The following is a 25,562-nucleotide window of genomic DNA, read 5'->3' on the forward strand; positions in this document are numbered from 1 at the left end:
AGGATGGAGGCATGACGCGGATCATCAGCGGCAGCGCGGGAGGGCGGCGGCTGCGCACCCCGAGCGGTGACCGGACTCGTCCCACGAGCGATCGCGTGCGTGAGGCGCTCTTCTCGGCGCTCGAGGCGCGCGACCTCGTCGACGGCGGGCACGTCATGGACCTCTATGCAGGCTCGGGGGCGCTCGGGCTCGAGGCCGCCAGCCGGGGCGCCAGCTCGGTCCTGCTCGTCGAGTCGCACCGCGGCACCGTCGGGGTGATCCGCGCGAACATCGACGAGGTCGGGGTCGGCGGCGCCCGGGTGCAGGCCGCGACGGTGCAATCGGTGCTGCAGCAGCCCGCAGGGCTCGCCTACGACGTCGTGCTCGCCGACCCGCCCTACGACCTGCCGGAGAGCGAGATGAGCGAGGTGCTCGAGCTGCTCCTGTCGCGGGACTGGCTCAGCCCCGAGGCGGTCGTCGTCGTGGAGCGCTCCAGCCGGAGCCCGGAGCCGACCTGGCCCGAGGGGATGGTCTGCGAGGACCGCAAGGCCTACGGCGAGACGGTGCTGTGGTTCGCCCGCCCCTGGGCGCCGGACTACCAGATCTGAGCCGGTAGGTTCTCCGGGGTGAGCGACTACGTCATCCCCCGACCTGCCTCCGGCGACATCGTCCGACTCATCCTCGAGGACCACCGTCTCTTCGAGGACCTGCTCCGCGGGATGCGCACGGTCGGCCTGCATCGTGACGCCGCCCGGCGCGCCTTCGCCGAGCTGCACGTCGCGCACGCTGTGGCCGAGGAGGAGGTGGCGCTGCCGACGCTCCAGCGTCGACGGGCGATCACCCGCCACGAGCAGCACCACGGTGAGGAGGAGCACGCCGAGGCCCACGTCGAGCTGCTCGACGCCGGCTGCGCCTCCCTGCCCCAGCTGCGGCGCATCGTCGGGCAGGCCGAGGACGAGGGCCTCCTCGACAGCGACGACACCGGCCAGTGACATGACGGTCGCCGTCTGCCCCGGCTCCTACGACCCGGTCACCGCTGGGCACGTCGACGTCTTTCGTCGCGCTGCGCAGCTCGTCGACGAGGTGGTCGTCGCGGTCCTGCACAACCCGGCGAAGCAGGGCACCTTCTCGGTGGAGGAGCGCATCGCCTTCATCGAGGACGAGGTGGGCGACCTGCCGCAGGTACGGGTACAGGCCTTCGCGAACCGGCTGCTCGTCGACGTGTGCGCGGAGGTCGGCGCCACCCTGATCCTCAAGGGTCTGCGCGGCGGCACCGACCTTGCCTACGAGATGCCGATGGCGCTGATGAACCGGCAGCTCACCGGCATCGAGACCCTCTTCATCCCCGGGGAGCCCTCGCTCGAGCATGTCTCCAGCTCGCTGGTCAAGGAGGTCGTGCGCTTCGGCGGCGATGTCACGGGCATGGTGGGCGAAGGGGTGCGAGCCGCCCTGGTCGAGCGGCTGCGGCAGGACTGAGGAGGTCCGGCCTGCACCAGACGCGTCGGTTTGGGGCGGGCGCCCGGGCTCCGGTACCGTAACCAGTCGGTCTGCGTCACAACTGGCGTGGGCCGTCCCGTACGAAACTGTGTGGAGTCATGGAGCACACCGACCCTGCCTCGCCCTTCGCCCTGAACGTCAGGGATGTCGGACGACGGCCCGGATCTATGAGCGAAGTGCGCCGCACGGTCGAGCCGCCCCCGGACTTCCGCACCGACGTGCTGGCCGTCCGGCCCGAGGACCCGATGGACCTCGACCTGCGCCTCGAGTCGGTGCACGAGGGCATCCTCGTGACCGGGACGGTCACCGCCACGGCGACCGGGGCATGCGTGCGGTGCCTGGACGAGGTCGACCTGCCGGTCGACTCCTCGTTCCAGGAGCTCTACGTCTGGCCCGATCGGGCCGCGCACCACCGCGAGGTGGCGACGCAGCAGGACGACGACGAGGAGCTGCGGATCGAGGACGACATGGTCGACCTCGACCCGGTGCTTCGGGACGCGGTGCTCGCTGCGCTGCCGTTCCAACCGGTGTGCCGGGAGGACTGCCCCGGCCTGTGCTCGCAGTGCGGGTTCAGGCTCGAGGACGACCCGGACCACCAGCACGACGTGATAGACCCGCGGTGGGCCGCGCTCGAGGCCTTGCAGCCTCTGGCCACCGAGGGAGAGGACGACGAAGAGAAGAGGACCTGACGTGGCTGTCCCGAAGCGGAAGATGTCGCGCTCCAACACCCGCTCGCGCCGGGCGAACTGGAAGGCGACGCCGGTGGCGCTGTCGACCTGCCCGCAGTGCAAGGCTCCGGCTCCCGCCCACCAGGCGTGCCCGTCGTGCGGTACCTACAAGGGTCGCTACTACGCGACTGCGGACCGCACCGAGCACGAGGGCTGAGCCCGGTCTTGCTGTGACGGCACAGCGAGACACCATCGCGCAGCGGCCCGTCGAGGAGCTCCTCGTCACGCTCACCGAGCTGACCGAGGAGCCGCTCGACGAGCCGCTGCTCGTGCGTGCCCTCACCCATCGCTCGTACTCGTACGAGAACGGCGGCGTCCCGCACAACGAGCGCATGGAGCTGCTCGGTGACTCGGTGCTCGGCCTCGTCGTCACCGACCACCTCTTCCGGACCCACGGCGATCTCTCCGAGGGAGAGCTGGCCAAGCTGCGCGCGGCGGTGGTCAACATGCACGCCCTGGCGGAGGTGTCCCGGACCATCGACCTCGGCCACTTCGTCCGGCTCGGCAAGGGCGAGGAGGGGACCGGTGGACGCGAGAAGGAGTCGATCCTCGCCGACACCCTCGAGGCGGTCATCGGCTGCACCTACCTCTCCAGCCCCCATCCCCGGGGGTTCGACGCCGCGGGACGCCTGGTCCATGCGCTGCTCGGGCCGGTGATGCGCCGCAGCGCGACCCTCGGCGCCGCGCTGGACTGGAAGACCTCGCTGCAGGAGGTCGCGGCCAAGATCGGCGAAGGGGTGGTCCGCTACCACGTCGAGGCCTCGGGGCCGGACCACGAGAAGGTGTTCGCCGCGACCGTGGTCGTCGACGGCGTCGAGCGGGGCAGTGGCTCTGGCCGGACCAAGAAGGTGGCCGAGCAGCAGGCAGCCGAAGGCGCATATCAGCTGCTCGCGGCCCAGCTCGAGCAGTCCTGACGTGCCTGAGCTGCCCGAGGTCGAGGTCGTGCGCCGCGGTCTGCAGGAGCACGTGGCCGGTCGAACGATCGCGGCCGTCGAGCTGCGCGGCACCAGGGTCGCCCGGCGCCACCTGGCCGGACCAGACGACCTCGTCGCCCGCGTCGTCGGGTCGGCCGTCACCGGCGCGCACCGCCGCGGCAAGTACCTCTGGCTCGCCCTTCGCCCACCGGGCGCGGACCGTCCCGAGGACGCCCTCGTGGTGCACCTCGGGATGAGCGGGCAGATGCTCGTCGGGCCGCCGGACTCGCCCGACCAGCGGCACCTGCACGCCCGGCTCGACTTCGCCGACGACGGACCCCAGCTGCGCTTCGTCGACCAGCGCACCTTCGGCGGGCTCTCGCTCTCCACCCTTCGCGAGGACGGTCTGCCCGAGGCCGTCGGGCACGTGGCACCCGACCCCTTCGACCCCGCCTTCGACGCCCGGGCCGTCGCCCGCACGATCAAGGCCCGCTCCAGCGGGATCAAGCGGGTGCTCCTGGACCAGCGGGTGGTCTCGGGAATCGGCAACATCTACGCCGACGAGGCGCTCTGGCGGGCACGCACCCACGGCGAGCGCCCCGCCTCTGCGCTGACCAAGCCGGCGATCGAGCGGCTGCTCGGCCACGCCCGCGAGGTCATGGATCAGGCCCTGAAGCAGGGCGGGACGAGCTTCGACGCCCTCTACGTCAACGTCAACGGCGCCTCTGGCTACTTCGACCGCTCCCTGGATGCCTATGGCCGCGAAGGCCTTCCCTGCAAGCGCTGCGGCGCGCCCATGGCGCGCGAGCAGTTCATGAACAGGTCGAGCCACTTCTGCCCACGCTGCCAGCGGTTGCGGTGAGTGGCGCGACGGCTTCGAGCTGGTCTACCCGAGGGATGCGCTGGTTCAGGACTCCATCACGGGATCGTGGGTTGGGTAGCCCAGTGAGGTGGCGGCGGCGAGCATGCCGGCGTCGTGACTGACGATCGTGGCGTCTAGCCCGGCAGCGATCACCGAGCCGAGATGGATGGCGTCCAGCGTTTTCACGTGTGGCTCGAGGGCCTCGGCTGCCGCCAATACTCCGTCGGTGATGGGAACAAGGGACAGCGAGTCGAGGACCTCGTCGCGTAGCTTCACCGGCAGGCCTTCTCGGCGGAGCACGCGGGTGAGTTCGGTTCGGAGAATGCGCGATGAGACCACCACGTGCTGCTCCTCGGCTGTGGTGCGGTCAATCCATGCCGCTGCTGAGGCAGAGTGTCCGAGCAGAGCTCGCAGAGCCACCGAGGTGTCGAGGTAGTAGACGGTCATCGGTCGCGTTCGTCGGCCAGCAGTTCCTCGATGGTGGCAGCGGTACGTAGTTCGTGGCGGGGCAGGTCAGCGAGTCGTGAGCCGCCTCGACGCTTGGGCGGCAGGAGCTGAACCGAATGAGGGCGAGGAACGACCTGTGCGATCGCACGGTTGTGGCGGGTCACCGTGTAGGTCTCGCCAGCTTCGACCTCAGCAAACATGTCAGTGGGGTTCTGCCGCAGCTGCGCGACGGTGATCGTCTTCATATCCCTAGGGTAGTGAGAATGTCTACTTATATCTACTCTTGCTCGCGGTGTGCACGATGGCCTCTCGCCCGCACAGGCCAGGGCGCGGACCGCGCGTGTAGCCGGAGCGCTCGCCGGGTGGCGCGACGCCGCACGGAGGAACGCCATCCGCAAGCGGGAGATCGCCATGATGGCCGAGTCCATCGAGCATCGGATGAACACGTTGATCGCCACCGCGTGAGCGGGCCGGGTGGTGACTAGGCGAGCGGGCGCGGCGCGAGCCGTTGTAGCTGGGTGACGTGACCGGGCTCAAGCTCTTCGAGCGAGGCGACCTGCAGCAGGCGCATGGTGCGCTCAATCTGGCCGCGGAGGATCTCGATGGCCCGGTCCACCCCTTCGCGGCCCCCGGCCATCAGGCCGTAGAGGTAGGCCCGGCCGACCATCGTGAACCGCGCCCCGTGCGCGAGCGCGGCAACCACGTCAGCGCCGTGCATGATCCCGGTGTCGAGGGTGACCTCGGTTTGCTGACCCACCTCCCGGACCACCTGGGGCAGCAGGTGGAAGGGGACGGGAGCACGGTCCAGCTGGCGGCCGCCGTGGTTGGACAGGACGATCCCGTCCACGCCGCAGTCGACGAGCCGGCGAGCATCCGCCACCGTCTGCACGCCCTTGACCACGAGCCGGCCGGGCCACATCTCCCGGACGGCGGCGAGGTCGTCGTAGCCGACCGAGGGATCGAACGCGGCGTCGATCAGCTCGCCCACCGTGCCGTCGGTCGAGGTGAGCGAGGCGAACTCCAGCGGCTCGGTCGTCATCAGGTCGAACCACCACCTCGGGTGGGTGGCGATGTCGAGCGCCGTGCGGGCGGTGATCTCCGGCGGGATGGAGAAGCCGTTGCGCAGGTCGCGCAGCCGCGCCCCCGCGACCGGGGTGTCGACGGTGAAGAGCAGCGTGTCGAAGCCGGCCGCGGCGGCCCGCTCGACGAGCCCGTAGCTGATCGCGCGGTCGCGCATGACGTAGAGCTGGAACCAGTTGCGCCCCTGCGGGTTCGCCGCCGCGACGTCCTCGATGGCGGCCGTGCCGAGCGTGGACAGGGCGAAGGGGATGCCGGCCGCACCGGCGGCGCCTGCTCCGGCGATCTCGCCCTCGGTGTGCATGAGTCGGGTGAAGCCGGTGGGGGCGATCCCGAAGGGCAGGGAGGACGTCCCACCGAAGACGGTGCAGGTGGTATCGACCCGGGTGACGTCGTGCAGCACCGACGGGTGCAGCTCGACGTCGGAGAAGGCCTGCCGCGCGCGGGCGATCGAGATCTCGCCCTCGGCGGCGCCGTCGGTGTAGTCGAAGGCTGCCCTGGGCGTGGTGCGCCGGGCGATGTCTCGCAGGTCCGCGATCGTCTGGGCCGACGCGAGTCGGCGCCGTCTGGCGCTCAGCTGCGGCGTGCGGAAGCCGACGAGCTCGCGCAGGTCGGCGGGGCGGGGGAGCTGACGCTGGACCACGGTCCGCACCCTACCGCCGCAGCGGCGGGAGCGCTCAGGGGACGGGGAGCTCCTCGAGCTCGACGGGGGTGCCGGTGCGGCTCTCGCTGAGCTCGGCGAAGGCCGCCCGGATCACCTTTGCGTACAGGTGAGCCCCGGTCAGCGACGGGTGGATGCCGTCGGCCTGCAGCTGGTCCGGGTCGTCGCTGACGGCCCCGTGCCAGTCGGCGACGACGACATTGGGGTGCTGCTCCGCGATCGCGTGCAGCGTCTCGTTGTCACCCTCGACCCGGCTGAGCCGCTCCGCGTGGAGGTTGACCAGCACGACCATGCGCTCCGGGCCGATCTCCTCCAGCAGCGCCTCAACGGCCTCCTCGTCGGTCCCGGCGTTGGTGCCGTAGGCGAGGACCACCGCCCGGCGGAGCGAGTCCCCCGCGGCGGCGACCCGCTCCGTCCCGTCCGACCAGCGCCGGTTGGACTTCGCGTCGATCTGGATGCCGGGGAAGTAGTAGCGCAGGGCGTGCACGCTGCCGACGACCATCGAGTCACCGAAGACGTCGATCTCCGAGCCGCGCGGCATCGTGAAGTCGGCCTCGTCCCCCTTCGCCGGCGCCTCCTCGGTCTGCCGAGGAGCGGCCGCCTCCGCGGCGTTGGCCTCCAGCGTGGCCTGGGTCGAGGTCTTGTCCGGGGCGGTCAGCAAAACCGCGAGCAGCGCGACGGTCGCCGCGACACTCGCGCCGACCGCGATGTGGCGGGCCCGGGGTGCCGCCGACAGCGCGCGCCGACCGACCGCTCGCGCCGCACCGGCGAACCCGAGCTGACGTACCGGTGTCTCGACGAAGCGGTAGGAGAGGTCGGCGAGGGCGACGGTGACGAGGACCGCCCACAGCCTCGTCCAGACGTACTGACCCGATCCCGGAGCGGTCGGGAGGTCCTGGTCGATGACGAGGATGACCGGCCAGTGCCACAGATACAGCCCGTAGCTGCGTCGACCGATCCAGGTCAGCGGCGCCAGCTCCAGGGTTGAGCGCAGCGCACCGGGGCGCTCGACGGCCGCGAGGATCAGCAGGGCGGTGGCCAGCGACGCCGCGGGGATCCCGATGCGGAAGGTCCACGACGACCCCTCACCGGCAAGCACGAGCAGGGCGCCGAGGGTGACGAGCGAGCCGAGGACGATGCCGCGCCGCCAGGCATGCCACCGAGGCGTCGTCGTCCCCGCGCGTGAGGGTCCCGCCCAGGCGAGGGCGAGAGCGGCCCCGAGCATGAGACCGACGAGGTGGGTGTCGGTGCCGTAGTACACCCGGGTGACGTCCGCCGGGTCGTACCGCACCGCCATGAGGGTCGCGGAGATCACGCCGAACCCCAGCACCACCCCCGCGATGACCCCCCACCGCAGCCCGAGGCGGCGGTGAACCGCCAGCAGCGCGACCGTCACGAGGGGCCAGAAGAGGTAGAACTGCTCCTCCACCGCGAGGGACCAGAAGTTCATGAACAGCTGCGGCGACGTCGCGTGGAAGTAGTCGCTGCCCTGGGCGATCTCGAGCCAGTTGGTCGAGAAGGTCAGCGCCCCGAGAGCCTGGCGTCGGATCCCGACGAGCAGGTCGGCCTCGACGGTGCGGGCGATGAGGATGCAGGCCGGGACGACGACGAGCAGCGCGGGCAGCAGCCGGCGGGCACGCCGGGTCCAGAACGCCGGCAGGTCGATCCGGCCCGTGCCCTCGCGCTCGCGCACGAGGAGGGTCGTGATGAGGAAGCCGGAGATGACGAAGAAGACGTCGACCCCGAGGAAGCCGCCGGGCAGCCAGTCGGGGTCGAGGTGGAAGAGGAGGACGGCGACGATCGCCACCGCCCGCAGGCCGTCCAGACCGGGGAGGTGTCCCCGCCCCGGGCGGCCGCGCTCGGGGCGCGACGTCGCCGGCTGCCCGGCGTGCTCGTGCGCTCGGGCAGGCGATGTCTGCGGTAGTGCGGCGCCCACAGCGTCACGGTAGGTCGCTCGCGCGCGTTCGCCGGGGAGGCGCACCGCAGTACCGTCGTGCGGGTGAGCAGCGAGACGACGACCAGCCGCGCCACCTTCTTCGTCCGCGGGCGGGTCCAGGGCGTCGGGTTCCGATGGTGGACCCGCGCCCGGGCCCTCGAGCTGGGCCTGCTCGGCCACGCCCGGAACATGGAGGACGGGCGGGTGGAGGTGGTCGCCGAGGGTGAGCCGGCCGCGCTGGACCGGTTGCACCAGCTCCTCGAGGAGCAACCGTCCTCCGCCGAGCGCCGGGGTGAGGTGACCGCCGTGGTGCGCCAGGACGCGCAGCCGAAGGGTGGCCTGGACACCTTCGTCGAGAAGTAGGGGATTGGTCGGACACGGGTCCGACCGGGCGCGAACACCCTTCGTCGTGTGCGCGGTGCGCCAGATCTGCCCTGGGGGCAGAAGTGGCGGGCGGGTCGCGCGACTCGCCCGCCACTTCTGACCAGATGGCACAAGTGGCAAGGACTTCTCAGCCAGGGTGATGACGACCTGACCTTTTGGTGGGCGGTGTCGGTCGAAGCACCGCGACGAGTGCCTCGGCACCTCCAGGCCGGTCCGGACCGGCCAGGCTGCACGTCATGCCCTCGGGCGAGTGGCCAGTCACCGCAGAGGTGATCGTGCGCCCTTCGCAGATCCCCGGGGAGCCTCAGACGAACGGTCACCCCCTTCGCGCCTCGGACCGTGAGACGGGCTGTGCTCGCCAGCGGCACCGACATACCCTCGGCCCCGTGAGCGACACCCCGCCCGAGCTGCACCAGCTGCGTCAGAGCATCGACAACGTCGATGCCGCCCTGGTGCACCTCCTCGCCGAGCGGTTCAAGGCGACCCAGCGGGTCGGGGTGCTCAAGGCCGAGCTCGGCCTGCCTCCGGCGGACCCGGGCCGGGAGGAGCGACAGATCGACCGGCTGCGGGCCCTCGCCGACGACGCCGGCCTGGACCCTCAGTTCGCGGAGAAGTTCCTCGGGTTCATCATCGCCGAGGTCATCCGCCACCACGAGGCGATCGCCGAAGCGGGTACCTCGGCCCGCCCGAGCGCCCACCACCAGGGTCACGACACGCCGGTCACCGACCGCTGAGCGGGCGGGGCCGCTCCCTTCGCGCGGGTAGGGTGGCGCCACCCACCGCCGGGGGGGCCGGCGCCCAAAAGACCGAGAGAGCGTGACGTGTACGTCAAGAGCCTGAGCCTGAAGGGCTTCAAGTCCTTCGCCTCCGCGACGCACCTCTCCCTCGAGCCGGGCATCACCTGCATCGTCGGGCCGAACGGGTCCGGCAAGTCCAACGTCGTCGACGCCCTCGCGTGGGTCATGGGAGAGCAGGGCGCCAAGAGCCTGCGCGGCGGCAAGATGGAGGACGTCATCTTCGCGGGGACGGCCGGGCGGGCGCCGCTCGGGCGTGCCGAGGTCACGATGACGATCGATAACACCGACGGTGCGCTGCCGATCGACTACACCGAGGTGACGATCAGCCGGACGATGTTCCGCAACGGCGGGTCGGAGTACGCGATCAACGGCACGAGCTGCCGGCTCCTCGACGTCCAGGAGCTGCTCTCGGACTCGGGCATCGGCCGAGAGATGCACGTCGTCGTCGGCCAGGGGCAGCTCGACACCGTGCTCCGGGCGACCCCGGAGGAGCGCCGCGGGCTGATCGAGGAGGCAGCGGGAGTCCTCAAGCACCGCAAGCGCAAGGAGAAGGCGCTGCGCAAGCTCGAGACGATGGAGGCCAACCTCGCTCGGGTGGCCGACCTCACCACCGAGATCCGCCGGCAGCTCGGCCCGCTGGGTCGCCAGGCCGAGGCGGCCCGCAAGGCCGCGACGATCCAGGCCGACGCCCGTGACGCGAGGCTGCGTCTCGTCGCGGACGACCTGGTGCAGCGCACCTCGGCGCTCGAGCAGGAGGTCGCCGACGAGACCGAGATGCTGCGCCGTCGCGGCGCCCTCGAGGACGCGCTGACCCAGACCCGGGACGAGATCGGCGAGCAGGAGCGGCTGGGGGCCGCGGCGGCGCCCGCGCTCGCCGCGGCGGGGCAACGCTTCGTCGGCCTGCGCTCCGTCGCCGAGAGGCTCGGGTCGACCGCCTCGGTCGCCGCCGAGCGGGTCCGGCTGCTCGGCCAGGACGAGGAGCACGAGAGCACCACCGGTCGCGACCCCGAGCAGCTGCGACAGCAGGCGGCGCAGGCCCGCTCGGAGGAGGAGGCTCTGCTCGCCGAGGTCGCCGCGATCACCGACCGGCTGGCCGACGCGACCGGCGCACGAGAGGCGGCCGAGGCGGCCTTCGCGCAGGAGCAGCAGCGGATCCAGGGCCTGCTGCGCGCCGCCGCCGACCGGCGCGAGGGACTGGCCCGGCTCACCGGGCAGGTCAGCGCCCGACGCAGCAAGGTCGAGGCGGCCGAGGCCGAGCTGGGCCGTCTCGACGGGGTGATCGCAGACGCCGACCGACGAGCGAGCGAGGCCGAGAGCGAGTTCCGCCGGCTCGAGAGCACCATCGCCGACGCCGAAGGCAGCGAGGCCGGGCTCGACGAGCGCTACGAGCAGGCCGCCGAGCGTCACGAAGAGGCAGCGGCCGAGGTACGCCGGCTGCAAGAGGCCCAGCGACAGGCCGAGCAGGAGCGCAGCGCCGCGCAGGCCCGCGTCGAGGCGCTCGAGCTCAGCCTGCGCCGCAAGGACGGCGCCCAGGCCCTGCGCGAAGCCGCCAACTCCGACGGCCCGAGCATCCTCGGGTCCCTCGCCGAGCTGATCAGCGTCTCCGGCGGGCACGAGGGGGCGGTCGCTGCCGCCCTCGGCGCGGCATCCGAGGCGCTCGCCGTCTCATCCGCCGCCGACGCCGCCAGCGCCATCCGCCGGCTTCGCGACGACGACGCCGGGCAGGTCTACCTCGTCGTCGGCGAGACCGCCACGAGCGTCGACCGCTCCAGCTGGCCCGAGCTGCCCGCCGGTGGCACGTGGGCGATCGACGTCGTCACCGCCCCCAAGGCCGTCTCACCGGCACTCGCCCAGGTGCTCGAGCGCGTCGCGCTCGTCGCCGACGAGGACGCCGCGCTCGCTCTGGCACCCGCGGGAGTCACCGCCGTCACCCGTGACGGCGACGTCTTCGGGCCCGGCTTCGTGCGCGGCGGGTCCTCCGTCGCCCCGAGCCTGATCGAGGTCCAGGCGGCGCTGGACGAGGCGAGCGAAGCCGTCACCGCAGCGACCCGGGCCGGTGAGCAGGCCACCTTCGAGCTCTCCGCCGCCACGACGCGCGAGGAGCAGGCTGAGGAGGCCGCGCAGGCGGCCCTCGACGCCCTGCACGACAGCGACGCCCAGATGTCCGCCGTCGCCGAGCAGCTCGGCGGGCTGGGCCAGACGGTGCGCGTCGCGCGGGCCGAGGCCGAGCGCACCCGCGCGGCGGTCGAGGAGCTCGGCGCCGGCCTGGACCGCGACCGCGGCGAGGTCACCGAGCTGCAGGAGCGGCTCGACCGCGCCAGCGCCGATCCCACCGACGAGGACGAGCCGTCGCTGGACGAGCGGGACCGTCTCGAGGTCGAGGCCAGCCGGGCCCGGACCGCCGAGACCGAGGTGCGACTCTCCCTTCGCACCACCGAGGAACGAGCCCGAGCCCTCCACGGCCGGGCGGAGTCCCTCGAAGGCGCTGCCCGCAACGAGATCGCCGCCCGAGAGCGCCTCCAGGCCCGGCGCGAGCGGCGGCGGCGCGAGGCCGAGGTCGCCGCGGCGGTCGAGGTGGCAGCCCGGCGTGCCGAAGGGGTCCTCGCTGGCGCGGTCGACCGGGCCCGGGCCGAGCAGGAGGCCGCAGAGCAGGCCCGAAGCGCGCGGGAGCAACGACTGAGCGAGCTGCGCACCGCCCTGGCCGCCCAGCAGGACCAGCTGCGGGAGCTGACCGACGCGGTGCACAAGGACGAGGTCGCGCGGGCCCAGCAGACCCTCCGCATCGAGGCCCTGCAGCAGCGGGCGCTCGAGGAGCTCGGCATCGACCCCGAGGTGCTGACCGAGGAGTACGGGCCGCACCAGCTCGTCCCGCACGTGCCCGGCCCCGACGAGCAGGGCGAAGACTTCGTCATGCCGGAGCCGAAGCCGTACGTGCGCGAGGAGCAGGAGAAGCGGCTGCGCACCGCCGAGCGCGGCCTGAAGGCCCTGGGCAAGGTCAACCCCCTGGCGCTCGAGGAGTACGCGGCGCTCGAGGAGCGCCACACCTTCCTCACGACCCAGCTCGAGGACCTGCGGCAGAGCAAGAAGGACCTGCTGCACATCGTCGCCGAGGTCGACGAACGCGTCGAGCAGGTCTTCGGCGAGGCCTTCCGCGACACCGCGGAGCAGTTCGAAGGGGTCTTCGGTCGCCTCTTCCCGGGAGGCGAGGGTCGCCTGACGCTGACCGACCCGTCCGACCTGCTCACGACCGGGATCGAGGTCGAGGCCCGGCCGCCGGGGAAGAAGGTCAAGCGGCTCTCCCTGCTCTCCGGCGGCGAGCGCTCCCTCGTGGCGGTCGCCCTGCTCGTCGCGATCTTCAAGGCGCGGCCCAGCCCCTTCTACATCATGGACGAGGTCGAGGCGGCGCTCGACGACACCAACCTGGGCCGGCTCATCACCCTCTTCGAGGAGCTGCGCGACTCCAGCCAGCTCATCGTCATCACCCACCAGAAGAAGACGATGGAGGTCGCCGACGCCCTCTACGGGGTGTCGATGCGCGGGGACGGCATCACCACCGTCGTGAGCCAGCGCCTGCGCGACGTCGCGTCCTGACCCCCGGGACGGTCAACGCCGCCACCACCGTGCGTGTCGGGTGGCGGCCCGCGCCGGGAGGGTGGATGATGGTGGCATGACCGTGATGGTGATCGCCCTGCTCGTCTGCGTCGCGCTCTCGCTCGTCGTGCTCGGGCTGGTCGCCATCCCCGCCCGCCGCGAGGGTCGCGACCTGCTCACCCCGCGCGGCGAGCGGGTCGTGGTCAAGGTGCGCAGCGGCGCGGACGCCGCGGCGACCCGGACCTCGTCGGCGCTGAGCAGCGCCAACCGCAAGAAGTCCGCCTGATCTCGAGCTGAGGCCGGCATGCTTGACTGGCGTGCGTGCCTGAGACCGACATCACCGACGACGCCGCGACCACACCCGACTTCGACCACCCGCTGGACGCCAGCACCAGGCCGCAGGACGACCTCTACGGCCACGTCAACAACACCTGGCTGAGCAGCGTCGAGATCCCCTCCGACCGGGGCCGCTACGGCGTCTTCGACGTCCTGCGCGAACGCAGCGAGGCTGCCGTGCGCGACATCGTCGAGGAGGTCGCCGCAGACCCCGGCTCCGACCCCGACGCCGAGCGGATCGGTGGCCTCTACCGGGCCTTCATGGACATCGAGGCGGCCGACGCGAAGGGGGCGCAGCCCCTCTCCCCGCTCCTCGCCGAGGTCGACGCGGTCGAGGACCTCAGCTCACTGGCGGCGGCCATGGGCCGCCTCGGCCGACGGGGTGTCGACGGGCTGCTCACCCCCTTCGTCAACACCGACGACGGCGACCCCGACAGCTACATCGTCTACCTCGAGCAGGCCGGGCTCGGTCTGCCCGACGAGAGCTACTACCGCGAGGAGCAGCACGCCCCGGTGCTCGCGGCCTACCAGGAGCACGCGCGCGCACTGCTCGTGCTCACCGGCACCGACGAGGACCGGGCCGACCAGGTGGTCGCGCAGGTGCTCGAGGTCGAGCAGCGGCTGGCCGCCGGCCACAACGACCGGGTGGCCAACCGCGACGCGGTCGCCACGTACAACCCCACGACCCGCGACGAGCTCGAGGCCGCGTGCCCGGAGATGGACTGGGACGCCTGGGCGCAGGGCTGGGGCCTGCCGGGGTCGGCGCTGGACCGAGTCGTCGTGCGCCAGCCCGACTACCTCCGGTCGCTGGCGAGCACCCTGCGGGAGGTGGGTCTTCAGGCGTGGCGGTCGTGGCTGCGCTGGCACGTCGTCGTCGCTATGGCGCCGTACCTGTCCACCGAGATCGCGGCGGCCCACTTCGACCTCTTCGGCCGGACGCTCTCGGGCATCCCCGAGCAGCGCGCGCGGTGGAAGCGGGGGGTCGCCCTCGTCGAGGATGCGCTCGGTGACGCGGTCGGGCGGCTCTACGTCGCGCGGCACTTCCCGCCCGAGGCCAAGGACGAGATGGTCGAGCTCGTCGGCAACCTCGAGCGCGCGTTCGAGCGCTCGTTCACCGGGTCGGCGTGGATGACCGAGCAGACCCAGCGCGAGGCCCTCGCCAAGCTCGATGCCTTCACCCCCAAGGTGGGCTACCCGTTGCGGTGGAAGGACTACTCCGGCCTGGAGCTGACCGGCGACCTGCTGACCGATGTCGGCCGCGCGAGCGAGGTCGCCGTCGACCGCGAGATCGCCAAGCTCGGGGGACCGGTGGACCGCGACGAGTGGTTCATGACTCCCCAGACGGTCAATGCCTACTACAACCCGGGGATGAACGAGATCGTCTTCCCCGCGGCGATCCTCCAGCCGCCGTTCTTCGACCCCGGCGCCGACCCGGCGTGCAACTACGGCGGGATCGGGGCGGTCATCGGTCACGAGATCGGGCACGGCTTCGACGACTCCGGGGCCAGCTTCGACGGCACCGGCGCGCTGCGGGACTGGTGGACCCCGCAGGACAAGGAACGCTTCACCGCCCTCGCCGACGCGCTCAAGGCGCAGTTCGACGGGCAGCGCAGCCGGACCGCTCCCGACCGGGGGGTCAACGGCGCCCTGACGGTCGGCGAGAACATCGGCGACATCGGCGGCCTGGCCATTGGTCACGCCGCCTACCGGCTCGCGGTCGGCGAGGACGCGGCCCGGGCGAAGGGGGAGGACGGGCTCACCGGCGACCAGCGCTTCTTCGTCAGCTGGGCACGGGTGTGGTGCGGCAACGCCCGCCGCGAGGAGGCCGAGCGCCTGCTCGCGATCGACCCGCACTCGCCGCAGGACCTGCGCGGCAACGCCGCCCGCAACATCGACGCCTTCCACGAGGCGTTCGGGGTGACCGAGGGCGACGGCATGTGGCTCGCCCCTGGCGACCGGGTGACGATCTTCTGACCTACCGCCCTTCGCACCTGCCTTGGTAGGTGCGAAGGGGGTACGGCCGGGGAGGCCGAAATGCGGTAGGTGGTTGTCGGGGCGGGGGCATACGCTCGGGTCCGCCATGACCACCCTCGCCGCTCCCGCACCGCCCCGCGCAGGGGAGGGGCCACCCACCCCACCCGAGCGGCAGGTCGGGTGGCGACGGCTGCGGCGCCCGCTCGCCGGGCTGGCGATCCTCGGACTCGTCGGGTACGCCATCGGGCAGGCTGCCGGGTCCGTCCTCGCCGGACGGCTGGCCGAGCAGGCGAGCACCTCGCTCGTCCTGTGGCTGGCGCTGTGCCTCGTCGGCGGCGGGGTGCTCGACACCGTGGGCCGGGTCATGTGGTCCGCCGTCGTCGACCGGGCGGAGGGGCGCCTGCGCGAGGACCTGCTCGACGCCGCGCTCGACCAGCCGCTGCACTCGCTCTCCGAGCAGGCGGTCGGCGAGGTGCTCGACCGGGTCGACGACGACACCCACGACGTGGGCACCCTCGTCCGCGAGCAGGTCTGGATGGCGCTTCGTGCGCTCATCGCCGCGCTGCCGATGTGGGTCGTCGCGGCAGTGACGTGGTGGCCGGCGTGGTTCCTCTTCCCCGTCTTCGCCGCCGGCACCTACCTCGTGATGCGTCCGCTCATGGCCGAGGTCGCCGAGCGCAAGGTCGTCGAGGAGATGGCCTGGACCGACCACGCCGCGGCCCTCGAGGAGGGCGTCGCGGGACGCGACGACCTCCGGACGAGCCGCGGATCCCCCTTCGCCGTGCAACGCCTCGCCCGGCTCTCCTCGGTGGTCCACGACCGGTTCCACGAGGTGCTGCAGGTCGAGCGCGACATGACCGTGCGGGGGATGACGCTGCTGCACGGGCTGCTCGTCGCGATCGCCGTCGTCGGGATCGCCGTGGCTAGCCAGGGCGGGCTCTCCGTCGCTCAGCTGGTCACCCTCTTCCTCGTCACGACGAGCTTCGTGAGCATCGTCGGCCGGGTGGCCGAGCAGCTCCCCGAGCTCCAGGCGGGCCTCGGTGCGGTGATCCGGCTGCGTCAGATGCTGGCCGTCGAACCCGAGCCGCGCGGCGGGCGGGGCGTCCCGGCCGGAGAGCTCGACCTGCGCTTCGCCGACCTGCACTTCCGCTACGGCGAAGGCGCCTTCGCGCTCGAGCACATCGACCTGCACCTGCCGGCCGGGCAGACCCTCGCCCTCGTCGGCCGCACCGGGTCGGGCAAGTCGACGCTCGCCTCCCTCATCTCTCGCGCGGTCGACCCCGAGCCCGGCACGGTGCTCCTCGGCGGGGTCGACGTGCTCGACCTTGACCTCACCGAGCTGCGGCGAGCGGTCGGCGTCGTCACCCAGCGCACGGAGATCCTCGCCGGCACCCTTGCCGAGAACATCGCGCTCTTCGCCGAGGTCGACCGCCACGCCGTCGAGCGGGTCGTCGCCGAGCTCGGGCTGGGTGACTGGGTCGCCGCGCTCGAGGACGGCCTGGACACCGTGCTCGGTCCGGGAGGGGCGACGCTGTCGGCGGGGGAGGAGCAGCTCGTCGCCTTCGCCCGGCTGCTCCTGCGCGACGTCCAGCTCGTCGTCCTCGACGAGGCCACCGCCCGGATGGACCCGGTGACCGAGGCGCGAGTCGTCGCGGCGTCGGACCGGCTGCTGCGGGACCGGACGGGGATCCTCGTCGCGCACCGGCTCAGCACCATCGCCCGCGCCGACCGGGTGGCGGTGCTCGAGGCCGGGCGGGTGATCCAGAGCGGCCGACGCGCCGACCTCGTGAGCGCGCCCGGTCCCTTCCGGGACCTGCTGCAGTCCTCGGCCCACGACGGCGAAGGGGGGACGGCACCGGCGCCGGTGGACCCGGGCGGCGGCATCGGTGGCAGCCGTCGCCGCATCGACCCCCCGGACCGGCCGGTGACCGGGGACGGGCCGTCGCTGGCTCGGGGCATCTGGCATGCGCTGACCATCAGGCCGCGGTGGGGGCTGCTCTCGGTCGCGCTCTTCCTCGGCTTCTCCCTCACCGGGTCGATCGGTGCGCTCACCGGCTTCGCCTGGGGCCGGACCGTCCAGGCGCTGCGCGACGGGGGCGAGCCGTGGTGGTGGCTGGCCGGGTGCGTCGTGGCGATCCTCGCCGGGCCGCTGATGTTCGCCGCCGCGATCGTGCGGTACCCGCGGTGGTGGATCGAGGTGATGCTGCGGGTGCGGATGTCGGTCCTCGTCGGGCAGACCGCCGACCGGCGTCTCGATCGCGTCCCCGCCGGCGAGATCGTCGCCCGCGCCATGGACGCCGACCGCTTCGCCCGGTACGCCGACCGCTGGGTCGACGTGGTCAACGGGCTCGCGATCGTCGCGATCACCGCGATCTCTGCCGGCACGCCGCTGGCCGGGATGGTGCTGCTCGCCGTGCTCGCCGCCGCTGCCGGGGCCTCCGCGCTCGGGCGGCCCGCGGCGGGACGCTCGGCCGCGCACGCCTCGGCGACCCGGGCGCAGTTCGGGCGTGCGCTCGTCTCGACCCTGGAGTCGGCCCGCACGGTCAAGCTCGCCGGGAGGGTCCCGCAGCTGCGCGCCCATCTGCGGCGGGTCGACGGCGGCCGGGTCGAGGCCGCGGTGCGCGAGCACCGGGTCAAGGCCGTGCTCGAGGGCGTGCCGATGATCATGGTCCAGGCGGGCATGGTGGTCGCCTGGGCCGCGGTCCTGTGGGGATGGTGGGGGCTGGCCACCGCGCTCCTCGTCGTGGGAGCCGTCGGCGGCTTCGACTGGTTCGGTCGGGTCGCGGGAGCCGTCGTCACCGAGGCGCCCGGCACCCGGGCCTGGCAGCAGGCCACGAGCATCCTGGCCGGCGGCGCCGACCTCATGGACACCCCCGACGGGGTGGACCTGGTCACCGGCGCCGCCCCGGCGCCGCCGGACGTGCCGCGGATCCCCCTTCGCACCCTCACCCTGGAGTCGATGACAGCCGTCCACGAGGACGGCACGGTCGGTGTCGAGGACGTCGACCTGCGCGTCGAGGCCGGTGAGCTGGTGCTCCTCCTCGGCCAGATCGGGTCGGGCAAGTCCAGCCTGCTGCGCGCCCTCGCCGGGCTGGTCGACCACCGCGGGTCGCTGCTGTGGAACGGCCGCGAGGTCGACGACCCCGAGGTCTTCCTCCGCCCGGGCCAGGTGGCGTATGTCGCCCAGGTGCCGCGGGTGCTGTCGGGGACCTTCGCCGACAACATCCAGCTGGGCTACAGCCGCGCCTTCGACTCCCCGGTCCAGGACGCCCGGCTCGAGCCGGACGTGGCGACCGCCGGCGGGCCCCACGCGCTCGTGGGTCACCGCGGGGTGCGGCTCTCCGGAGGGCAGGTCCAGCGTCTCGCCCTGGCCCGGGCACTGGCCGCCGACGCCGAGCTGTTGCTCGCCGACGACGTCTCCAGCGCCCTGGACGCGACGACCGAGATCGAGCTGTGGCAGGCGCTGCGTCGGCGCGGCGTGACCGTGGTCGGAGCGACGTCGAAGCGGGCGGCGCTGCGTCAGGCCGACCGGGTCGTGGTCCTCGTCGACGGCCGGGTCCAGGCCGTGGGGCCCTGGACGGAGCTCTCTGCGGAGCACGGTCACCTCGCAGGGTGAGCTCGGCGGCTGCGAGGATGGTGCCGTGGGATTCATCGACACCGTCCTCGAGTACGTCATCGTCGCCATCCTCCTCGCGGGGGTGCTCATCGGTCTGCTCGTCGGGCTGCTCCGCGGTCGCGGTGGCTCGACGAAGGAGCTGCCGCCGCAGCATCGTCCACCGGAGCGGCCCAAGGGCACCGCCGACCACCGCAGCGGGACGATCGTGCTCGACCGCCCCAGCGACAAGGCCGCGCCGCAGGACGAGACGCCGGCGAAGGCCCCCGACCGGGCCGGGACCGTCGAGCCGGCCTCGCGACCGGCCGACGAGGAGCCGCCGGAGTGGTTCGACCGCTCCGGGTCCACCGCCGCTGACGCGACCGCGACGACCGACGAGAGCAAGGTCGTCGGTCAGGAGGAGCCTGACCGGTACGTCCGCGAGGCCGATGCCTCCGAGTACGACGACGAGCCCCTGCCGGGAGACACCTCGACGGTCGAGTCCGAGGCACCCGAGGCACCCGAGGCGCCGGAGGCGGCCCCCAGCTCGGCGGATACGCAGGTGCCCGACGAGCCGGTGCTCGCCGCCCCGACCGCGCCGCCGGTGGAGACCCCGGCCCCGACGAGCGACCGGATGCGCGCCCTGCGCAGCCGGCTCTCCCGCTCCAACAGCGCGATCGGCAAGTCCTTGCTCGCCCTGCTCTCCTCGGGCAACCTCTCCGAGGAGGACTGGGAGGACGTCGAGGACACCCTGCTCGCGGCCGACCTCGGCATCGAGCCGACCACCGAGCTCGTCGACTCGCTGCGGGCCCGCGTCGCGGTGGACCCCACCACCGACCCCGAGATCGCCAAGGACTGGCTCTACGCAGACATGCTCGAGCTCGTCGACCCGAGCATGGACCGGGGCCTGGCTGCCAGCCGCGTGGACGGGCGTCCGGCGTGCATCCTCGTCGTCGGGGTGAACGGCACCGGCAAGACGACCACCGTGGGCAAGCTGGCCCGGGTGCTCGTCGCCAACGACCGCGACGTCGTCCTCGGCGCGGCCGACACCTTCCGCGCAGCGGCCGCCGACCAGCTGGAGACGTGGGGCGCCCGGGTCGGGGTGCCGGTGGTGCGCAGCGACCGCGACGGGGCCGACCCGGCCGCCGTCGCCTACGACGCGGTGCGCCACGGAGCCGAGATGGAGGCCGACTGCGTCGTCGTCGACACCGCCGGCCGGCTGCACAACAAGGTCGGCCTCATGGACGAGCTCGGCAAGATCAAGCGGGTCATCGAGAAGCAGCAGCCGATCGACGAGGTGCTCCTCGTCATCGACGCCACGACCGGGCAGAACGGCCTGACCCAGGCGAAGGTCTTCGCCGAGGCGGTCGAGGTCACCGGGGTCGTCCTCACCAAGCTCGACGGCACGGCGAAGGGGGGAATCGTCGTCCAGGTCCAGCGTCAGCTCGGCGTCCCGGTCAAGCTCGTCGGGCTGGGCGAGGGCGCCGACGACCTCGCCCCCTTCGTGCCGGAGGCCTTCGTCGACGCGATCGTCGGCTAGTGCTCGGGTAGCTGGCAGGCGGGGGTGCCGCCGGGGAAGAGGTGGCGGTTGCGGGCCACCCAGCGGTAGACCACGCCCGCCACCGAGTTGATGCTGGGGAGAGAGATGATCGCCCCGAGCGGGCGGACGAACCAGCGTGCCGCGAGGAGGGCCTGGGCCACCGCGTCCTGGGCGCTGCTGATAGTCCCGTCCGCGGCCACCCACTGGAGGGCCTCGTCGCACTGCTCCTGGCTCAGACCGAGCGCGGGGAGGTCGAGGCGCTGCGAGGGCTCCACGGCGAAGTCGCCCGAGCTCGCGCGCAGGCGCTCGGCCAGCCGCGCCGAGCGGGTGCACATGCCGCAGTCGCCGTCGAAGACGAGGAGGGGAGTCACCGCTCCATCGTCTCGCACTCTCGGGGTGAGCAGGCTCGGGTCTCGTGGGAGCATCGCCGCAGACCCCGAGAGGAGCGCCCGATGAGCGTCGAGCACAACACGCGCGACGTCGAGGACGGCATCGTCACCGACCTTGACCAGCAGATGACCTACGGCTCGTACCTCGGGCTCGATCAGCTGCTCTCCGCGCAGCGGCCGGTGAGCGAGCCCGAGCACCATGACGAGCTGCTCTTCATCGTCCAGCACCAGACCACCGAGCTGTGGCTCAAGCTCGTCCTGCACGAGCTGGCGGCCGCGACGGCCTCCCTCGCCGCGGACGACCTGCGCGACGCGCTGAAGAAGATCGCCCGGGTCAAGCACATCCAGAAGACGCTCACCGAGCAGTGGTCGGTCCTCGCGACGCTGACCCCCACCGAGTACGCGCAGTTCCGCGGCTTCCTCGCCAGCGCCTCGGGGTTCCAGTCGGCGCAGTACCGAGCGGTCGAGTTCGTCCTCGGCAACAAGAACGCCGCGATGCTCCCCGTCTTCACCTCCGAGCCCGAGAGTCACGCCCTGCTGACCGACCTGCTGCAGCGCCCGAGCCTCTACGACGAGTTCCTCCGCTACCTCCACCGGCAGGGGCACGAGGTCCCCGACGAGGTCCTCGAGCGGGACGTGACCCGGGCCCACGTGGCGCACCCGGGGGTGACCGCGATGTTCAAGCGGATCTACGAGGACGCCGCGGCACACTGGGACGCCTACGAGACCTGCGAGGAGCTGGTCGACCTCGAGGACAACTTCCAGGAGTGGCGCTTCCGCCACCTGCGCACGGTGCAGCGGACCATCGGGATGAAGACCGGGACCGGCGGCTCGTCCGGGGTCGGGTTCCTCCGGCGGGCACTGGACCTCACCTTCTTCCCGGAGCTGTTCGACGTGCGCACCGAGGTCGGGCGATGAGCCCCGCAGCGACCCCGGTCGACATCGCCGCGCTCGACGCGGCGGACCCCCTTCGCGGTGTCCGGGACCGCTTCGTCGCCGCCGACGACCCGGCCGTCGCGGCCTACCTCGACGGCAACTCCCTCGGCCGCCCGCCTCGGGCGCTGCTGCAGCGCTACGAGGACTTCATCGCGAAGGGGTGGGGGACCCGCCTGATCCGTGGCTGGGACGAGGGGTGGTTCGAGCGCCCGATCACCCTCGGTGACCGGATCGGGCGGCTCACCCTCGGGGCCGCCCCGGGCCAGACCGCGGTCGCGGACTCGACGACCGTCTGCCTCTACAAGCTGGTGCGGGCGGCGGTCGACCTCCGGCCCGACCGTGCCGCGATCGTCCTCGATCGCGGCAACTTCCCGACCGACCGCTACGTCGTCGAGGGAATCGCCGCCGAGACCGGGCGCACCGTGCGCTGGATCGACCCCGACCCGCGCGGCGGGGTCACCCCCGAGGACGTGGCCGCGGCGGTCGACGAGGACACCGCGGTGGTCGAGCTGAGCCACGTCGCCTACCGCTCCGGTCACGTCGCCGACCTCGAGGCGATCACCGCCCTGGCCCACGAGGCCGGCGCCCTCGTCGTCTGGGACCTCTGCCACAGCGTCGGCGTCCTGCCGTTGCAGCTCGACACCGCGGGCGTCGACATGGCGACCGGCTGCACCTACAAGTACCTCAACGGTGGGCCCGGGTCGCCGGCCTTCCTCTACGTCCGCAACGGGCTGATCGAGGAGGCCACCCAGCCGATCCAGGGATGGATGGGGGTGCGGGACTCCTTCGAGATGGGGCCTGGCTACGACCCCGCGCCGAGCATCCGACGCTTCATCAGCGGCACGCCGCCCGTGCTGGCGATGCTCGCGATGGAGGCCACCCTCGACATCATCGAGGAGGTCGGTATCGAGGCGATCCGGGCGAAGTCGACAAGGCTGACCCAGGCCGCGATCGGCCTGGTCGACGAGCGACTCGCCGACCTCGGCGTCGAGCTGGGGACCCCGCGAGACCCCGAGCGGCGCGGCGGGCACGTCACCATCGACCATCCCGCCTTCGAGGCACTCATGCCCGCGCTCTGGGAGCAAGGCGTCATCCCCGACTTCCGCCCGCCCTCGGGGATCCGGCTCGGGCTGGCCCCGCTCACGACCTCCTTCGCCGAGCTCGAGCACGGCATCGACACCATCGCCGACCTGCTGCGCCAGCAGTGACGGGCCCGTCGTGAGCGATGTCCTGACCCGCCCGGCGCGCGGACCCGATGCGGTGCTCCGGTACGCGGCGGTGGAGACCGGGGTCGCCGACGTCTACCGAGCCACGGGGGCGGCGGCGCCCGACCGGCCGGTCATCGTCCTCGTCCACGGCGGCTTCTGGCGCAACCGCTACGACCGCACCCACCTCCGCCCGATGGCGGCCTCGCTGGCCGACGACGGGAGCACGGTGGTGCTGCCCGAGTACCGCCGCATCGGCGATGCCGGAGGGCAGTGGCCGGGGGGCCTCGACGACCTCCTCGCGCTGCTCGGCCAGCTCCCCGACCTGCTGGGCGAAGGGGGCGCCGCTCGCCCCGTCGTCCTCGGCGGGCACTCCGCCGGGGGCCACCTGGCGCTCCTGGCGGCCCGGGCGCTGTCCTCTCCGCTCGCTGGAGTGGTCGCGCTCGCCGCGGTGAGCGACGTCGCCGCCGCGAGGAAGGCGGGGCTCTCCGACCATGTCGTCGACGACCTGCTCGGTGGGCCGAGGGCGCCGCTGCCGGTCGACGCGGACCCGGCCCAGCTCCCTTCGCCCCCTCATCCGACCGTGCTCGTGCACGGTGAGCGCGACGACGTGGTGCCCCCCGACTACTCGCGCCGGTACGCGGCCGAGCGGACGTCGGTGCGCCTGCTCGAGATCCCCGGTGCCGACCATTTCGACCTCATCGACCCGCAGAGCCATGCCGGCACCGTGGTGGCTGACCTGCTCCTCGCTCGCCCGACTCGTTCGAGGTAGGCACGCCCGGCTGGGCGCCACGGTCCTACCTCCACCGCGGCGGGGGGAGCCGGTGTAACCGATCGCTTACAACGGGCCGTGGGGTGAAACGAACGCGTAACACTGCCGCGGCAGCTGGTGAAACACATGTGCCGTGTGCTGTCCTCCATGCACGCACTGACACCACTCGCCGCCGATCCACCGATGACCGACGCGGCCGCCACCGCCCTGATGCTCGTCTGCGCCTCCCTCGTGCTTCTCATGACCCCGGGGCTGGCGCTCTTCTACGGAGGCATGACCCGCGCCAAGTCCGTGCTCAACATGATGATGATGAGCTTCGGCGCCATGGGCGTCGCGGGCGTCGTCTACGTCCTGTGGGGCTACTCGATGAGCTTCGGCGGCTCCGACATCGCCGGCCTGCTCGGCAACCCCGTGGAGAACGCCGGCCTGCGCGGCGTCGCCAGCGCCGTCGACGGCGTGACCGACACCGTCGGCGCCGACGGGATGCCCGTCGTCGACGTCTTCGGAGCCGACGTGTGGATCCCGGAGGTTCTCTTCGCCGGGTTCCAGCTCACCTTCGCCATCATCACCGTCGCCCTGATCTCCGGTGCCGTCGCCGACCGGGTGAAGTTCTCCACCTGGATGGTCTTCACCCCGATCTGGCTGACCCTGGTCTACTTCCCGATCGCCCACATGGTCTGGGGCGGAGGCATCCTCTCCGGTGCCGAGCACGGCGTCGCCGCGCTGCTCACCGGAGTCACCGACGGGGCCGCGAACGTCGCGCCCATCGACTTCGCCGGGGGCACGGTCGTGCACATCAACGCGGGCATCGCCGGCCTGGTCCTCGCCCTCGTCGTCGGCAAGCGGATCGGATTCGGCAAGACCGCGATGCGACCCCACAACGTCCCGCTGGTGATGCTCGGTGCCGGCCTGCTGTGGTTCGGGTGGTTCGGCTTCAACGCCGGCTCCGAGCTCGCCGCCGACGGCCTCGCCTCGCTCGTCTGGGTCAACACCACCGCCGCGACCGCCGCGGCCATCCTCGGCTGGCTCGCCGTGGAGCGGGTGCGCGACGGTCACGCGACCTCCATCGGTGCCGCCTCGGGCGTCGTCGCCGGACTGGTCGCGATCACCCCCGCCTGCGGCAACCTCTCCCCGGTGGGCTCGATCATCCTCGGGCTGGTCGCTGGTGGTCTGGCCGCGCTCGCGGTCGGCCTGAAGTTCCGGTACGGCTACGACGACAGCCTCGACGTCGTCGGGGTCCACCTCGTCGCCGGCCTCTGGGGCACCGTCGGCGCCGGGCTGCTGGCCACGGAGGGTGGGCTGCTCTACGGGGGAGGGTTCGATCAGACCCTGGTCCAGATCGCCGTGGCCCTGGTCAGCCTCGTGATCTCCGGCGCCCTGACCCTCGTCATCGCCCTGGCGCTCAAGGCCACGATGGGATGGAGGATCACCGACGACGCCGAGGTCGCCGGCATCGACTCGGCCGAGCACGCCGAGTCCGGCTACGACCTCGTCTCCCGCGGCGGCCGGCTCGGCGTCACCAGCGCCGGCATCCAGCACGACGCCCGTCACCACGACGAGACCACCGAAGGAGTCCACGCATGAAGCTCGTCACCGCCATCATCAAGCCGCACCAGCTCGACGAGGTCAAGGAGGCCCTCGAGACCTACGGGATCACCGGGATGACGGTCAGCGAGGCCAGCGGCTACGGCCGGCAGCGTGGCCACAGCGAGGTCTACCGTGGCGCCGAGTACACCGTCGACTTCGTGCCCAAGGTCCGCCTCGAGGTGCTGGTCGAGGACACCGAGGCCGCCTCCACCGTCGACGTGATCGTCTCCACGAGCCGCACCGGCCGCATCGGCGACGGCAAGGTGTGGGTCTCACCGGTCGAGGACGTGGTGCGGGTCCGGACCGGCGAGCGCGGCATCGACGCGATCTGACCCGACCGACGACCGGCCCGCGACGA

24 protein-coding genes are annotated in these 25,562 nt (G+C 72.5%); 19 read left to right on the plus strand and 5 right to left on the minus strand.

Annotated elements, in window-relative coordinates:
- Positions 1-11 precede the first annotated feature (11 nt).
- From rsmD to mutM, 7 genes are all read left to right on the plus strand, one after another.
- Positions 12-587, plus strand: coding sequence for a 16S rRNA (guanine(966)-N(2))-methyltransferase RsmD (rsmD, locus tag FB557_RS08440; protein ID WP_144857185.1), 576 nt, complete (start codon positions 12-14; stop codon positions 585-587).
- Between the two features lie 18 nt (positions 588-605).
- Positions 606-971 (plus strand): hypothetical protein, encoded by a 366-nt coding sequence (locus FB557_RS08445; RefSeq protein ID WP_144857186.1) that lies wholly within the window; start codon positions 606-608, stop codon positions 969-971.
- 1 nt (position 972) lies between these two features.
- Positions 973-1,455 (plus strand): pantetheine-phosphate adenylyltransferase, encoded by a 483-nt coding sequence (coaD, locus tag FB557_RS08450; protein WP_144857187.1) that lies wholly within the window; start codon positions 973-975, stop codon positions 1,453-1,455.
- 119 nt (positions 1,456-1,574) lie between these two features.
- A complete protein-coding gene (locus FB557_RS08455) occupies positions 1,575-2,165 on the plus strand; it encodes a YceD family protein (RefSeq protein WP_144857188.1) in 591 nt (196 codons plus the stop codon).
- Position 2,166: 1 nt separating this feature from the next.
- On the plus strand, positions 2,167-2,361 hold the full coding sequence (gene rpmF, locus FB557_RS08460) for a 50S ribosomal protein L32 (protein ID WP_144857189.1): 195 nt from the start codon (positions 2,167-2,169) through the stop codon (positions 2,359-2,361).
- A gap of 13 nt (positions 2,362-2,374) precedes the next feature.
- Positions 2,375-3,118, plus strand: a complete 744-nt coding sequence (gene rnc / locus FB557_RS08465; protein ID WP_144857190.1) for a ribonuclease III — start codon at positions 2,375-2,377, stop codon at positions 3,116-3,118.
- Between the two features lies 1 nt (position 3,119).
- Positions 3,120-3,980, plus strand: coding sequence for a bifunctional DNA-formamidopyrimidine glycosylase/DNA-(apurinic or apyrimidinic site) lyase (gene mutM / locus FB557_RS08470; protein WP_144857191.1), 861 nt, complete (start codon positions 3,120-3,122; stop codon positions 3,978-3,980).
- Positions 3,981-4,025: 45 nt separating this feature from the next.
- On the opposite strand, the gene FB557_RS08475 is transcribed toward mutM, so the two are convergent.
- The 4 genes from FB557_RS08475 to FB557_RS08490 form a co-directional block, all read right to left on the minus strand.
- A complete protein-coding gene (locus FB557_RS08475; RefSeq protein ID WP_144857192.1) occupies positions 4,026-4,427 on the minus strand; it encodes a type II toxin-antitoxin system VapC family toxin in 402 nt (133 codons plus the stop codon).
- Positions 4,424-4,672, minus strand: coding sequence for a type II toxin-antitoxin system Phd/YefM family antitoxin (locus FB557_RS08480; RefSeq protein WP_144857193.1), 249 nt, complete (start codon positions 4,670-4,672; stop codon positions 4,424-4,426). The genes FB557_RS08475 and FB557_RS08480 overlap by 4 nt, the downstream gene beginning before the upstream one ends.
- Positions 4,673-4,908: 236 nt before the next feature.
- A complete protein-coding gene (locus FB557_RS08485) occupies positions 4,909-6,147 on the minus strand; it encodes an alpha-hydroxy acid oxidase (protein WP_144857194.1) in 1,239 nt (412 codons plus the stop codon).
- Between the two features lie 34 nt (positions 6,148-6,181).
- Positions 6,182-8,101, minus strand: a complete 1,920-nt coding sequence (locus FB557_RS08490; RefSeq protein WP_144857195.1) for an acyltransferase family protein — start codon at positions 8,099-8,101, stop codon at positions 6,182-6,184.
- A 63-nt stretch (positions 8,102-8,164) separates the two neighbouring features.
- Between FB557_RS08490 and FB557_RS08495 the strand changes: the two genes are divergently transcribed.
- From FB557_RS08495 to ftsY, 7 genes are all read left to right on the plus strand, one after another.
- Positions 8,165-8,464 (plus strand): acylphosphatase, encoded by a 300-nt coding sequence (locus FB557_RS08495; RefSeq protein WP_144857196.1) that lies wholly within the window; start codon positions 8,165-8,167, stop codon positions 8,462-8,464.
- 407 nt (positions 8,465-8,871) lie between these two features.
- Positions 8,872-9,219: a chorismate mutase gene (locus tag FB557_RS08500; protein WP_144857197.1), complete on the plus strand. Its 348-nt coding sequence runs from the start codon at positions 8,872-8,874 to the stop codon at positions 9,217-9,219.
- Positions 9,220-9,306: 87 nt separating this feature from the next.
- A complete protein-coding gene (smc, locus tag FB557_RS08505; RefSeq protein ID WP_144857198.1) occupies positions 9,307-12,873 on the plus strand; it encodes a chromosome segregation protein SMC in 3,567 nt (1,188 codons plus the stop codon).
- A gap of 76 nt (positions 12,874-12,949) precedes the next feature.
- A complete protein-coding gene (locus FB557_RS08510; RefSeq protein WP_144857199.1) occupies positions 12,950-13,159 on the plus strand; it encodes a hypothetical protein in 210 nt (69 codons plus the stop codon).
- 35 nt (positions 13,160-13,194) lie between these two features.
- Positions 13,195-15,183, plus strand: a complete 1,989-nt coding sequence (locus FB557_RS08515) for a M13 family metallopeptidase (RefSeq protein WP_246074610.1) — start codon at positions 13,195-13,197, stop codon at positions 15,181-15,183.
- A 106-nt stretch (positions 15,184-15,289) separates the two neighbouring features.
- On the plus strand, positions 15,290-18,799 hold the full coding sequence (locus tag FB557_RS08520) for an ATP-binding cassette domain-containing protein (protein WP_144857200.1): 3,510 nt from the start codon (positions 15,290-15,292) through the stop codon (positions 18,797-18,799).
- A gap of 25 nt (positions 18,800-18,824) precedes the next feature.
- Complete coding sequence (gene ftsY, locus FB557_RS14585) at positions 18,825-20,315, plus strand: signal recognition particle-docking protein FtsY (protein ID WP_144857201.1); 1,491 nt, start codon at positions 18,825-18,827, stop codon at positions 20,313-20,315.
- Here ftsY and FB557_RS08530 read toward each other — a convergent pair.
- Positions 20,312-20,686 carry a thiol-disulfide oxidoreductase DCC family protein gene (locus FB557_RS08530; RefSeq protein ID WP_170236248.1) on the minus strand — a complete coding sequence of 125 codons (375 nt, stop codon included), beginning with the start codon at positions 20,684-20,686 and terminating at the stop codon, positions 20,312-20,314. The genes ftsY and FB557_RS08530 overlap by 4 nt on opposite strands.
- 81 nt (positions 20,687-20,767) lie before the next feature.
- On the opposite strand from FB557_RS08530, the gene kynA reads away from it, so the two are divergent.
- The 5 genes from kynA to FB557_RS08555 all read left to right on the plus strand — a co-directional run bounded on the left by kynA (position 20,768) and on the right by FB557_RS08555 (position 25,536).
- Complete coding sequence (gene kynA / locus FB557_RS08535) at positions 20,768-21,622, plus strand: tryptophan 2,3-dioxygenase (RefSeq protein ID WP_144857203.1); 855 nt, start codon at positions 20,768-20,770, stop codon at positions 21,620-21,622.
- Complete coding sequence (gene kynU, locus FB557_RS08540; RefSeq protein WP_144857204.1) at positions 21,619-22,848, plus strand: kynureninase; 1,230 nt, start codon at positions 21,619-21,621, stop codon at positions 22,846-22,848. The genes kynA and kynU overlap by 4 nt, the downstream gene beginning before the upstream one ends.
- Before the next feature lie 10 nt (positions 22,849-22,858).
- Positions 22,859-23,617 (plus strand): alpha/beta hydrolase, encoded by a 759-nt coding sequence (locus tag FB557_RS08545; RefSeq protein ID WP_144857205.1) that lies wholly within the window; start codon positions 22,859-22,861, stop codon positions 23,615-23,617.
- Positions 23,618-23,800: 183 nt separating this feature from the next.
- Positions 23,801-25,201, plus strand: a complete 1,401-nt coding sequence (locus FB557_RS08550; RefSeq protein WP_144857206.1) for an ammonium transporter — start codon at positions 23,801-23,803, stop codon at positions 25,199-25,201.
- Positions 25,198-25,536: a P-II family nitrogen regulator gene (locus tag FB557_RS08555; protein ID WP_144857207.1), complete on the plus strand. Its 339-nt coding sequence runs from the start codon at positions 25,198-25,200 to the stop codon at positions 25,534-25,536. Before FB557_RS08550 ends, FB557_RS08555 begins: the two co-directional genes overlap by 4 nt.
- Positions 25,537-25,562: the final 26 nt, after the last annotated feature.

Source organism: Marihabitans asiaticum (genome assembly GCF_007828725.1).
GTDB classification, from domain to species: Bacteria; Actinomycetota; Actinomycetes; order Actinomycetales; family Dermatophilaceae; genus Marihabitans; species Marihabitans asiaticum.

Coding starts and splice junctions, on each gene's coding strand:
- FB557_RS08475 (WP_144857192.1), bottom strand. CDS start 4,427: ATGACCGTCTACTACCTCGACACCTCGGTGGCTCTGCGAGCTCTGCTC.
- FB557_RS08550 (WP_144857206.1), top strand. CDS start 23,801: ATGACCGACGCGGCCGCCACCGCCCTGATGCTCGTCTGCGCCTCCCTC.
- FB557_RS08555 (WP_144857207.1), top strand. CDS start 25,198: ATGAAGCTCGTCACCGCCATCATCAAGCCGCACCAGCTCGACGAGGTC.
- FB557_RS08520 (WP_144857200.1), top strand. CDS start 15,290: ATGACCACCCTCGCCGCTCCCGCACCGCCCCGCGCAGGGGAGGGGCCA.
- kynA (WP_144857203.1), top strand. CDS start 20,768: ATGAGCGTCGAGCACAACACGCGCGACGTCGAGGACGGCATCGTCACC.
- rsmD (WP_144857185.1), top strand. CDS start 12: ATGACGCGGATCATCAGCGGCAGCGCGGGAGGGCGGCGGCTGCGCACC.
- FB557_RS08510 (WP_144857199.1), top strand. CDS start 12,950: ATGACCGTGATGGTGATCGCCCTGCTCGTCTGCGTCGCGCTCTCGCTC.
- coaD (WP_144857187.1), top strand. CDS start 973: ATGACGGTCGCCGTCTGCCCCGGCTCCTACGACCCGGTCACCGCTGGG.
- FB557_RS08455 (WP_144857188.1), top strand. CDS start 1,575: ATGGAGCACACCGACCCTGCCTCGCCCTTCGCCCTGAACGTCAGGGAT.
- kynU (WP_144857204.1), top strand. CDS start 21,619: ATGAGCCCCGCAGCGACCCCGGTCGACATCGCCGCGCTCGACGCGGCG.
- FB557_RS08480 (WP_144857193.1), bottom strand. CDS start 4,672: ATGAAGACGATCACCGTCGCGCAGCTGCGGCAGAACCCCACTGACATG.